Annotated in this window: 8 protein-coding genes and 1 other annotated feature; of the genes, 6 read left to right on the top strand and 2 right to left on the bottom strand. The window is 35.9% G+C overall.

Features of this window, described 5'->3' with window-relative positions; all coding sequences use genetic code 11:
* Positions 1 to 35 precede the first annotated feature (35 nt).
* The gene (gene pyrH, locus B5P42_RS26025; RefSeq protein ID WP_113735557.1) at positions 36 to 779 is read right to left on the bottom strand and encodes a UMP kinase; all 744 of its coding nucleotides are present in this window, start codon (positions 777 to 779) and stop codon (positions 36 to 38) included.
* 378 nt (positions 780 to 1,157) lie between these two features.
* Between pyrH and B5P42_RS26020 the strand changes: the two genes are divergently transcribed.
* From B5P42_RS26020 to B5P42_RS25995, 6 genes are all read left to right on the top strand, one after another.
* Positions 1,158 to 2,429, top strand: coding sequence for a cation:dicarboxylate symporter family transporter (locus B5P42_RS26020; protein WP_060751549.1), 1,272 nt, complete (start codon positions 1,158 to 1,160; stop codon positions 2,427 to 2,429).
* A gap of 24 nt (positions 2,430 to 2,453) precedes the next feature.
* On the top strand, positions 2,454 to 3,893 hold the full coding sequence (gene aspA / locus B5P42_RS26015; RefSeq protein WP_113735556.1) for an aspartate ammonia-lyase: 1,440 nt from the start codon (positions 2,454 to 2,456) through the stop codon (positions 3,891 to 3,893).
* 74 nt (positions 3,894 to 3,967) lie between these two features.
* Positions 3,968 to 5,680: an oxaloacetate-decarboxylating malate dehydrogenase gene (gene malS / locus B5P42_RS26010; protein ID WP_113735613.1), complete on the top strand. Its 1,713-nt coding sequence runs from the start codon at positions 3,968 to 3,970 to the stop codon at positions 5,678 to 5,680.
* Between the two features lie 63 nt (positions 5,681 to 5,743).
* Entirely contained in the window at positions 5,744 to 7,042 is a 1,299-nt protein-coding gene (locus tag B5P42_RS26005; RefSeq protein WP_087946990.1) for a sensor histidine kinase, read from the top strand.
* Positions 7,043 to 7,044: 2 nt separating this feature from the next.
* Positions 7,045 to 7,977, top strand: coding sequence for a response regulator (locus tag B5P42_RS26000; protein ID WP_113735555.1), 933 nt, complete (start codon positions 7,045 to 7,047; stop codon positions 7,975 to 7,977).
* A gap of 118 nt (positions 7,978 to 8,095) precedes the next feature.
* Entirely contained in the window at positions 8,096 to 11,290 is a 3,195-nt protein-coding gene (locus B5P42_RS25995) for a DEAD/DEAH box helicase (protein WP_113735554.1), read from the top strand.
* A gap of 135 nt (positions 11,291 to 11,425) precedes the next feature.
* Here B5P42_RS25995 and B5P42_RS25990 read toward each other — a convergent pair whose 3' ends face one another.
* Complete coding sequence (locus tag B5P42_RS25990; RefSeq protein ID WP_000047589.1) at positions 11,426 to 11,557, bottom strand: DUF3934 family protein; 132 nt, start codon at positions 11,555 to 11,557, stop codon at positions 11,426 to 11,428.
* A gap of 408 nt (positions 11,558 to 11,965) precedes the next feature.
* Positions 11,966 to 12,225 (top strand) — a binding site (T-box leader).
* Positions 12,226 to 12,277 lie beyond the last annotated feature (52 nt).

The raw sequence follows: 12,277 nt of genomic DNA, 5'->3' as shown, positions 1-12,277 counted from the left end.
TGATCTGTAAAAGCTCCCTTTGTTAATGGAAAATACTATTTTTCATGCACAAGCATCGAAACATCATCATTAATCAACGTCCCAACATGTTCACCTAAACAAATTCTTTTCATAACACCAGGCTCATCAAAGTTAAAGACGTGTGCCGGTAAATTATAATCTCGAGCAAGCAATAAAGCTGCTTGATCCATTACTTGTATGTTTTGCCTAACAATATCGTTATAGTTCAGTTTACTGTACATTTTCGCTGATTTGTTATGTTTCGGATCACTTGTAAAGACACCGTCTACTCCTTGTTTTGCGACTAAAATGGCGTCGCTATTCATTTCAATGGCTCTTTGTACACTTGGGTAATCTGTCGTAACGAATGGTTGCCCGTTACCACCACCGAATATGACAACATAACCGTTATCTAAATGATGTACTGCACGTAGGCGAATATATGGTTCAGCTACTGCATTAAAAGGGATGGAAGTCATAACGCGTACTTCTCTATCTGTTTTACTTGTTAAAACGCCGCGAAGCATTAAGCTGTTAATAATCGTACCTAGCGTACCGATATTATCAGCTTCTACACGATCAATTCCCCATTCTTCAGCTAGATGACCTCTGAAAATGTTACCGCCGCCGATGACAATGGATACTTCGATATTTAGGTCAATAATGGATATTATTTCGTTTGCGATATGTTCTAATCGTTTGGAGTTAAAGCTATTTCCAGATTGATCAGCAAGTGCGCCGCCACTTAGTTTAATTAGGACGCGTTTATATGGTTTCATAACAATTCCCCCTATATAGATTGCAATAAAAAAGGAACAAAGGCGAATGCCTTTGTTCCTTCGTAAGAAAATGAAATAGAAAAGAAATAGATATGATGAACTTCTTCACGTGATTTTTCATAACATCCACTCCTTTTCATCCCCATTTATTTAGAATACGTATATCTTTTAGATTATACGAAATAATCTGATGTTTTATCAAGGTTATTTTATTTCTTTTTTATAAAAAAGTGTCAATGAATATTATAAGAAATAAATTTGAATTTTTTGTGACAAACTTGTAGGTTTTTGTATGATTTTGTAGGTTCGCTTATATGATGTGTGAGTAGCTTTTATAAATTCAAATTGAAAGCGTTCGCATGAAGGGGATGAACATAAATGAAAAAATTCGGATTGGCAACACAAATTTTTGTCGCGCTTGTTTTAGGGATTGTAGTAGGGGCAATCTTTTATGGCAATAAAACGGCGATTTCTTATATCACACCAATTGGGGATATATTTATTCACTTAATTAAGATGATTGTAGTACCAATTGTTATTTCAGCATTAATTGTTGCGGTAGCTGGTGTAGGTGATATGAAAAAGCTTGGGAAACTGGGCGGTAAGACAATTCTTTATTTCGAAATTATTACGACGATTGCTATTTTAATGGGATTACTTGCAGCAAATATATTCCAACCAGGTACTGGCGTTGATATGAGTAATTTACAGCAAAGTGATATTTCTTCTTATAAACAAACAGCAGATGCAACAGAGAAGAAAGGCTTTGCAGAAACGATTGTTCATATTGTACCGAAAAATATATTTGAGTCTATTACACAAGGTGACTTATTACCGATTATATTCTTCTCAGTACTATTCGGTTTAGGAGTTGCAGCAATCGGAGAAAAAGGAAAGCCTGTTTTTAACTTTTTTGAAGGTGTGCTCGAAGCGATGTTCTGGGTTACAAATCAAGTGATGAAATTCGCACCATTTGGTGTATTCGCATTAATTGCTGTTACGGTTGCAAAATTTGGTGTAGCAACACTACTTCCTTTAGGAAAACTAGTGCTAGCTGTATACGTAACTGTTATACTATTCGTTGTGATTGTATTAGGTATTAATGCGCGAATGGTTGGAGTAAATATTTTTACATTAATGAAAATTTTAAAAGAAGAACTTATTCTTTCATTTACGACAGCAAGTTCAGAAGCTGTTTTACCTAATATAATGAGAAAAATGGAAGAGTTCGGTTGTCCAAAGGCAGTTGCCTCTTTCGTAATTCCGACAGGTTATACATTTAACTTGACTGGATCAGCTATTTATCAAGCGTTAGCGGCATTGTTTGTTGCACAAATGTACGGTGTACACATGTCACTGACGGAGCAAATAACGCTATTATTCGTTCTCATGTTAACATCCAAAGGTATGGCGGGAGTTCCGGGTGCATCATTCGTTGTTGTATTAGCGACGTTAGGATCAATGGGCTTACCGCTAGAAGGCATCGCATTAATTGCGGGAATTGACCGCATTTTAGATATGATTCGCTCAGCTGTCAATGTATTAGGAAATGCATTAGCTGCCATTGTTATGTCGAAGTGGGAAGGCGAATTCGATGATGAGAAAGCAAAACAATATGTAGAAACGGTCAAACAAACAAAAGCAGCGTAAGAGATTGTTAAGGAGTGAGTAATCATGGCAACATTAACTGAAGTTAAAAATGGAGTACGAATCGAAAAAGATTTTTTAGGTGAAAAAGAAGTACCAAATTATGCGTACTACGGTGTACAAACAATGCGTGCAGTAGAGAATTTCCCGATTACAGGATACAAAGTTCATGAAGGTTTAATTAAAGCGTTAGCAATTGTAAAAAAAGCGGCAGCACTTGCTAATGCAGATGTAGGAAGATTGGAATTGAAAAAGGGTGGTGCTATCGCAGAAGCATCACAAGAAATCCTTGAGGGGAAATGGCATGATCATTTCATCGTTGATCCAATTCAAGGTGGTGCAGGTACTTCAATGAATATGAACGCAAATGAAGTCATTGCCAATCGTGCCCTTGAATTATTAGGAATGGAAAAGGGAGACTATGATTATATTAGTCCAAACAGTCATGTAAATATGGCACAATCAACAAACGATGCATTCCCAACAGCGATTCATATTGCAACATTAAATGCATTAGAAGGCTTATTACAAACAATGGGTTATATGCATGATGTATTTGAATTAAAAGCAGAACAGTTCGATCATGTTATTAAAATGGGTCGTACACATTTACAAGATGCTGTGCCAATTCGTCTTGGACAAGAATTTAAAGCATACTCCCGCGTACTTGAACGTGACATGAAACGTATCAAGCAATCACGTCAACATTTATATGAAGTAAATATGGGAGCAACTGCAGTTGGTACAGGCTTAAATGCAGATCCAGAATATATTGAAGCAGTTGTAAAACATTTAGCTACAATTAGTGAACTACCACTTGTTGGTGCAGAAGATTTAGTAGATGCAACTCAAAATACGGATGCGTACACTGAAGTATCTGCAGTACTTAAAGTATGTATGATGAACATGTCTAAAATTGCGAACGACCTTCGTCTAATGGCATCAGGTCCACGCGTTGGATTAGCGGAAATTATGCTACCAGCTCGTCAACCAGGTTCATCTATTATGCCAGGGAAAGTAAACCCTGTTATGCCAGAAGTAATTAATCAAATTGCGTTCCAAGTAATTGGTAACGACCATACCATTTGCCTTGCTTCAGAAGCAGGACAATTAGAATTAAATGTTATGGAACCAGTACTTGTTTTCAACTTACTTCAATCTATTAGCATTATGAATAACGGTTTCCGTGCCTTTACAGATAATTGCTTAAAAGGAATTGAAGCGAATGAAGATCGCTTAAAAGAGTACGTTGAGAAGAGTGTAGGAATTATTACAGCCGTGAACCCTCATATCGGCTATGAAGCAGCAGCTCGCGTTGCGAAAGAAGCAATTGCGACAGGGCAATCCGTTCGAGAACTATGTGTGAAAAATGGTGTATTGTCACAAGAAGAATTAGAGTTAATTCTAGATCCATTCGAAATGACACACCCAGGGATTGCAGGAGCAACTCTTTTAAAGAAAAATTAAAAGAAGAGGGGGACAATCCCCTCTTTTTTGTTTACAATATAGAAATGCTATATATGAATAGAGGTAGGGATGTTATGAGTAAGTTTACAGTGGCTTCTAATGGTACATTAGAAACAACATTAAGAGGAGCAGAAGTATTATCAACACCACTTTTAAATAAAGGGGTAGCTTTCACACAAGAGGAAAGAGAAGAGTTAGGTTTAAAAGGGTTATTACCGCCAGCGGTTTTAACGTTAGAAGAACAAGCACGCCGAGCATATGAACAATTTAGTTCTCAGCCGGATGATTTATTAAAGAATGTATACTTAACAGCGTTACATGATCGAAATGAAGTGTTATTTTATCGTATTTTAACAGAGCATTTACGTGAAATGTTACCGATTGTATATACACCAACTGTAGGTGTAGCAATTCAAAGATATAGTCATGAATACCGTAAACCACGTGGCATTTATTTATCAATTAACGATCCATCAGGTATTGAAGATGCATTTGCAAATATCGGTGCAACAGCTGAAAACATTGATTTAGTCGTTGTAACGGATGGAGAAGGTATATTAGGAATTGGTGATTGGGGTGTTGGTGGAATTAACATCGCAATCGGGAAATTGGCTGTATATACGGCCGCAGTTGGAATCGATCCTAGCCGTGTATTACCGGTAATTTTAGATGTAGGTACAAATCGTGAGGAATTATTAAACAATCCATTTTATATTGGAAATCGTCACCCTCGTATAACAGGTGAAGCTTACGATGAATTTATTGATACGTTTGTTCAAGCGGTAAATAAACAATTCCCGAAAGCACTTCTACATTGGGAAGACTTCAGTTCTCGAAATGCACGAAAAATTTTAGATAAATATCGTCATGACGTTTGTACGTTTAATGATGATATTCAAGGTACAGGGGCAGTTTCACTTGCTGCTGTATTATCGGCAGTAAAAGCTTCTGGTGTACCGTTAAGTGAACACCGTGTAGTTGTGTTTGGTGCTGGTACGGCTGGAATCGGTATCGCAGATCAAGTAAGAGATGCAATGGTTCGTGTCGGCTTATCAGACGAAGAATCACATAATCGTTTCTGGTGTATTGACCGTAATGGGTTGGTTACAGATAATATGGAAGATCTTCTTGATTTTCAAATTCCATATGCAAGAAAAGAAGCTGAAGTAAGTGATTGGAAACAAAATGATGCTATCGGACTTGCTGAAGTTGTGAAACATGTAAAACCGACAATTTTAATTGGCACATCTACTGTTGCAGGCGCATTTAAAGAGGAAATTATTAAAGAAATGGCTTCTCATGTAGAAAGACCAATCATTTTACCAATGTCGAATCCAACGCCACTTGCTGAAGCGAAACCAGCAGATTTAATCGAGTGGACAGAAGGAAAAGCATTAGTTGCAACAGGAAGTCCGTTTGAACCGGTTACATATAACGGTGTAACGTATGTGATTGGACAGTCAAATAACGCACTTATTTTCCCAGGACTAGGTCTTGGTACAATTGTTGTTCGTGCAAGCGTCATGACGGATGGAATGTTCGCAGCAGCAGCAGAAGCAGTTGCAAGTATGGTAGATACAAGTCAGCCAGGAGCGCCTATTTTGCCAGAAGTTGAAGAGTTACGTAATATCTCTGAACTGGTTGCGATTGAAGTAGCGAAAGTTGCAGTTGCAGAAGGTGTTGCTAGAGAGAACTTAAGTGATGACGATATTAAGATTGCAGTAAAAGAAGCAATATGGGAACCGGAGTATCGCCAAATAAAAGCGGTAGAAAAGGTTAGAATATAGAAATAAAGCCCGTTTATAATTATAAGCGGGCTTTCACTTTTACAATTGAAAAAAGCATAGGAAGTGGCACCTTTGAATTGGAATCAATTATGGAAGAAAGATATGTATCTTTTAATTATATTAATGGTTGTTGTTCCGATTGCTGGAGAGCTGAATTTTCATCCTTTTAATGATATGTTTCGTGTTAGTTTCGGGACACCGCTTTTCTTCTTTCTATTACTATTTTTAAGAAGAGTGCCAGCAGCAGCTGCAGGTATTCTTGTAGGTATATCTGTAGTCTTATTTCGTGTATGTCTTGACTGGGTATTGCAAGGTTCATTCCATATGACAGAATCATTTTATTTGCGTTATCCTGTGTTCTTTTATTATTTTATTTATGGAAGTCTTTTTTCGCTTTGTAGGGTGAATAAGTTTCATCAGAAGCCAATTGTGATAGGATGTCTTGGAATTACAATTGAAATTATCGCAAGTATGTCTGAACTTGCGTTTTATCATATGTTAGTGCTGGGGACAACGATAACAGTTTCTGAAGTGAATAAACTAATTATTATTGCTATTTTCCGTAGTTTCTTTGCACTTGGTTTTTTAAATATGATGAACTTATATGAAACGAAGTTAAAAGAATCACAAGTTCGAAAAGAAAATGAAAATATGTTAATGTACCTCTCTAATTTATATGTGGAATCTGTCCATTTGAAAAAAACGTTACAAAATGCTGAGTTAATTACACAAGAAGCATATCAACTATATCGAAACTTACAAGCGAACGATGATTTAAATAGCAAAACAGCATTAAAAATAGCAGGAGAAGTGCACGAAATCAAAAAGGATAATCAAAGAATTTTTGCAGGACTATCTAAACTGTTATTAGATAAAAATGTGGCTGAGTATGTAGAAGGACATGAATTAGCGGAAATGATTGTAAGAATTAATGAGAAGTACGCTGAAATGTTAGAAAAAGATATACGTTTTTCGGAACATATAGAAGGTGAGCATGCAGAATATCATGTGTACACGGTCTTATCCATTTTTAATAACTTAGTTGCAAATGCAGTTGAAGCAATTGAGGGTAGAGGTCTCATTATTATTAAGCTATATAAACGAGATAAACATATATTCTTTGAAGTAATTGACGATGGTCCTGGTATTGCACAGAAGTATAAGAAATTAGTATTTAAGCCAGGATTTACTTCAAAGTATGATCAAACGGGAACACCTTCAACAGGTATTGGACTTTCTTACATAAACGAAATGGTAACAGAGCTAGGTGGAGAAGTGAGATTAGAAGACCGAGAAACTGGCGGAGGGTGTAAGTTTATCGTTTGTTTACCGGAGTGCAGTTTAAAGCGGGAAGGAGAATAAAGTTGTTTTATTATATCGTAGATGATGATGAAGTTTTCCGCTCCATGCTTTCACAAATTATTGAAGATGGCGATCTTGGGGAAGTAATTGGAGAGTCGGAAGATGGAGCTTTTATTGAAGCGGATCAATTAAATTTTAAAAAAGTAGATATTTTATTTATTGATTTATTAATGCCAATGCGAGATGGGATTGAAACAGTTCGCCATATTGCATCCTCTTTTACAGGGAAAATCATTATGATTTCTCAAGTTGAATCGAAACAGCTTATTGGTGAGGCGTATACACTTGGTGTTGAATATTATATTACAAAACCATTGAATAAAATTGAGGTTATGTCTGTTGTACGTAAAGTAATGGAACGTATTCGTTTAGAGCGCTCTATACATGATATTCAAAAATCATTGAATAACGTTTTTAAGTGGGAACAGCCGCAAGTTCGAAATGAGCCAATGCAAGAAGGAAAAAGAATAGCAGATTCAGGGCGCTATTTATTATCAGAACTTGGTATTGCAGGAGAGAATGGAAGTAAAGATTTACTTAGTATGTTGGAATATTTATATGGACAAGAAAAAGAGCAAACGTTTGAATTTGGATTTCCTGCGCTAAAAGATATCTTTCACCATATAACTATAAGAAAATTAGAGAATATAGCTTCAGATGCAGATATAGATAAGGAGAGAAAAGCATCTGAACAAAGGGTACGTAGAGCGATTTATCAATCGTTAAATCACTTAGCTTCCCTTGGATTAACAGACTTTTCGAATCCGAAATTTGAAAGCTATGCTCCGAAATTTTTTGATTTCACTGTAGTTAGAAAACGAATGACAGAAATGACAAAGGATGAAGTAGCAACTTCTGGTCATATACGTATTAATACGAAGAAGTTTATTCAAGTGTTGTATTTTGAGGCAAAACGGTTGATGGAGATAGCGTGAAAAAAGGTGCTTATAAATGAGCATCTTTTTTTATTAAATCTACATTTTATATTTTCTCTTAGAGCATGTAAAATGTTAGTTAAGAGAAACTGGTTTTAAATTAAGGAAGTGTCAAAAAATGAGTTTTACATTAAATAAATCGATTATTAAAGAAGTATGCGGAGAGACCTCATATAAAAGAGGTGAAGCTTATTATAAATCAAATAAAGTAATAATAAATCATTATGATGAAAATAAAGAAATTTGCGAGGCAACGGTAAAAGGGAATGAAGATTTTCATGTTACAGTAGAAAAAGCTAAAAAAGGTGATGTTGTTGCGAAATGTAGTTGTCCTTCATTAGCGTCTTTTCAAACGTACTGTCAACATGTTGCAGCCGTACTAATACAAATAAATTATAACCAGCAAACGGGCGGCATGTCCGAAAATATGAGCGAAAATGATCAATTAACGAGCGGGATGTTTCAGTTGTTTGCAGACAAACCACTGCGGCCAAAAAGTAAACAACACCGTTTTGATACACGTGAAATATTAGATGTTGCGTTTATATGTTCACCAGTAGCGACGAAAAGCGGTGGGGCCCTTCTTGGAATTCAGTTAAAACTTGCGAAAACATATTTTATAAATCATATTAGAGAATTTCTTTCTAACGTGGAGAAAAGAGAGACTTTTCATTGTTCCAATGAATTTACATACACACCAGATGTACATAGCTTCAGGCAAGAAACGGATGCGATTATTCAGCAGCTCATTAAAATTTATCATAATGAAAAAATGTATGAGGATACACTGGAAGTACATGCAAAACAAGATGATAGTATGATTTTAATACCGCCAGCTTCATGGAAGGATATGCTTTCTTTACTTTCTAAAGTTGAGTTTGTGGGACTTAATCAAGATGGAAAATCTTTTCACGGTTTACAAATTTCAAAAGGGCTACTTCCTTTACATTTTGAGTTTAATAAAGGGAGTAACGGTGGGTTTACACTTTATATTGACGGCTTACAACAAGTAGAAGTAATGGATACGTATAGTTATGCTCTATTTGGAGGGAAACTGTATCAGTTGAACGCTGAGGATTGTAAGCGGCTTATCGAATTACAAAAAATGATGAATCGTTCTAGTAGTAACCAATTGTATATTCCAGCAGATAAGATGGAGCACTTTGTAGCAAAAGTTGTACCAGGGTTAATGAAGCTAGGAACTGTGCGAATAGATGAGGTAGTATCAGATTGTGTGGAAACGCCTTCGCTAAAAGCAAAATTGTATTTAGATCGAGTGAAAAATCGTTTGTTAGCAGGTCTCGAATTTCATTATGGAAACGTCGTGATTAATCCGTTAGAAGAGGATGGGCAGCCATCTGTTTTTAATCGTGATGAGAAAAAGGAAAAAGAGATTTTAGACATTATGAGTGAAAGTGCCTTCGCGAAAACGGAAGGCGGTTATTTTATGCATAATGAAGAAGCTGAGTATAACTTTTTATATCATGCTGTTCCAACGTTAAAAGGTTTAGTTGATATTTATGCGACGTCAGCAATCAAATTACGAATTCATAAGGGAGACACAGCTCCTCTTATAAGAGTTAGAAGGAAAGAGAGAATTGATTGGTTATCATTCCGCTTTGATATAAAAGGTATTCCAGAGGCAGAAATTAAAGGGGTATTAGTCGCTCTTGAGGAGAAACGAAAATATTATCGTTTAGCAAGTGGTGCTCTACTATCACTTGAGAGTAAAGAGTTTAATGATATTAATCAGTTTATAAAAGAATCTAGTATTCGAAAAGAATTTTTAAAGGGCGAAGAAATAGATGTCCCTCTTATTCGTAGTGTGAAATGGATGAATTCACTGCAAGAAGGAAACGTATTAAGTTTAGATGAGTCCGTTCAAGAATTGGTAGAGAACATTCAAAACCCTAAAAAGCTGAAGTTTGCGGTGCCAAGTGGCTTAGATGCGATAATGAGAGAGTATCAAACATACGGATTCCAGTGGATGAAAACACTTGCCTATTATCGTTTTGGCGGCATTTTAGCTGATGATATGGGACTTGGGAAAACGTTGCAAAGTATTGCTTTTATAGATTCTGTTTTGCCTGAGATTCGAGAAAAAAAACTGCCTATATTAGTTGTTTCTCCGTCTTCCCTCGTTTATAACTGGCTTAGCGAGTTGAAAAAATTCACTCCGCATATTAGAGCTGTTATTGCAGATGGAAACCAAGAAGAGCGCCGAAATCTTTTAAAAGATGTAACGAAATTTGATGTAGTAATTACGTCATATCCTTTACTGAGAAGAGATATAAGGTTATATGCGCAGCCATTTCATACGCTATTTCTTGATGAAGCACAAGCATTTAAAAATCATACGACGCAAACTGCAAGAGCGGTAAAAACAGTTCAGGCGGAGTACCGTTTTGGATTAACAGGAACACCTGTAGAAAATTCATTAGAAGAGCTATGGTCTATCTTCCACGTTGTCTTCCCAGAATTATTACCAGGAAGAAAAGAGTTCGGCGATTTAAGACGTGAAGATATTGCGAAGCGGGTAAAACCTTTCGTGTTAAGAAGGTTAAAGGGAGATGTATTACACGAACTCCCAGAAAAAATAGAGCACTTACAATCATCAGAACTTTTACCAGATCAAAAGAGGCTTTACGCAGCTTATTTAGCAAAGTTAAGAGAAGAAACGTTAAAACATTTGGATAAAGATACGTTACGTAAAAATAAAATTCGGGTTTTAGCTGGTTTAACGAGACTACGGCAAATTTGTTGTCATCCTGCTTTGTTTGTTGATGACTATAAAGGTAGTTCAGCTAAATTTGATCAGCTGCTAGAAATTTTGGAGGAATGTAGAAGTACAGGAAAGAGAATTCTTATCTTTTCCCAATTTACGAAGATGCTTTCGATAATCGGACGTGAATTAAATCGTCAAGCAGTTCCATACTTTTATTTAGACGGGAGTACACCAGCGCAAGAACGTGTAGAGCTATGCAATCGGTTTAACGAAGGAGAAGGGGATCTATTTCTTATTTCGTTAAAAGCAGGTGGCACAGGACTAAATTTAACAGGTGCAGATACAGTTATATTGTACGACTTGTGGTGGAATCCAGCTGTTGAACAACAAGCAGCGGATAGAGCGTATCGAATGGGACAAAAAAATACAGTGCAAGTGATTAAGTTAGTAGCACATGGAACAATTGAAGAAAAAATGCACGAGTTACAAGAGAGTAAGAAAAATTTAATCGCTGAAATTATCGAGCCGGGAGAAGAGAAGTTATCTTCTATTACGGAGGAAGAAATCCGCGATATTCTTATGATTTAATATGGAAAAAGCTATGCTTTCATAGAGATGAAAGCATAGCTTTTTTGTTGTAATAATTATATTTTGTTTTGTACAAAGTAAAGAGATAAAGTGAAACTTTAAATAGTGGGAGTTGTTCGTCTCCCACTATTTATTTTATTTCTTTGTACCTTTACTTTTGTATGGTTTTGCAGCTTTCTTTTTCGCACTTGATTGCCAACGGTTCCATCCTTTACTTCCTGTACCTTGTCCTACACCTTTTTTCGGTTTTGCTTTCGTTTTACTCATATGATCACTCCGTTATATAAAAAATCTGATTTGATAATAGCCAATGTTTTAGAAAAATACTATCGATAAATGACTATGCTTGCTTTAAATAAAAACAAACTGCTTGAATGCTATAGTATATCATGAAATTGCGAGTAAACTGAAAGGAATTATAAAGAAAATGAAAATAATAAGAAATACTGCGGATTCTATATTTCGAACAATCACACTAGTTGTTGTATATATGTTAGTTTCAATTAGTGAAATGTTTTTTGGATTGAAGAGACAAAGGAAATAAAAATGTTATATTAAGAACAGTCGGTAAAGGCATAAAATAAAGAATTGAAAAATATTTTAAAACTTTTTGTTGACTTTATCGATTTTTTGTATAGAATAATCATTAATAAAATGTTTCAGAGATGTGACAATAAAACGACTATGAAAGGACGAGTAGTAGTAGGATGTAGTTTAAGCGAGTCAGGGACGGTGTGAGCCTGATACGAAGCCTATTATGAAGAACCTCCTGGAGTCGCTAACCGAAATCCTTTATAGGAAAGTAGACTTAGCCGGGAACTTCGCCGTTACAAGAAGAACAGTATCGAGATTTTTTAATCTCCGTATTGTATAAGTGAGCAACCTCTGTTGCTAATTTGGGTGGTACCGCGGAACCAAAGTCTTTCGTCCCAGTTTTTTGGGAAAGAAGGGCTTTTTTTGTTGGCTTCTTTTCACAACATCCAAACA

This window comes from Bacillus sp. SRB_331, assembly GCF_003264175.1.
Taxonomy (GTDB): Bacteria; Bacillota; Bacilli; order Bacillales; family Bacillaceae_G; genus Bacillus_A; species Bacillus_A mycoides.
The sequence above is the reverse complement of the archived record's forward strand: the minus strand, read 5'-3'. Positions and strand labels throughout refer to the sequence as shown.

Bases quoted from the DNA above. Each gene is read 5' to 3' on its own strand.
- malS (WP_113735613.1), top strand. From the start codon at position 3,968: ATGAGTAAGTTTACAGTGGCTTCTAATGGTACATTAGAAACAACATTA.
- B5P42_RS26020 (WP_060751549.1), top strand. From the start codon at position 1,158: ATGAAAAAATTCGGATTGGCAACACAAATTTTTGTCGCGCTTGTTTTA.
- B5P42_RS25990 (WP_000047589.1), bottom strand. From the start codon at position 11,557: ATGAGTAAAACGAAAGCAAAACCGAAAAAAGGTGTAGGACAAGGTACA.
- pyrH (WP_113735557.1), bottom strand. From the start codon at position 779: ATGAAACCATATAAACGCGTCCTAATTAAACTAAGTGGCGGCGCACTT.
- aspA (WP_113735556.1), top strand. From the start codon at position 2,454: ATGGCAACATTAACTGAAGTTAAAAATGGAGTACGAATCGAAAAAGAT.
- B5P42_RS25995 (WP_113735554.1), top strand. From the start codon at position 8,096: ATGAGTTTTACATTAAATAAATCGATTATTAAAGAAGTATGCGGAGAG.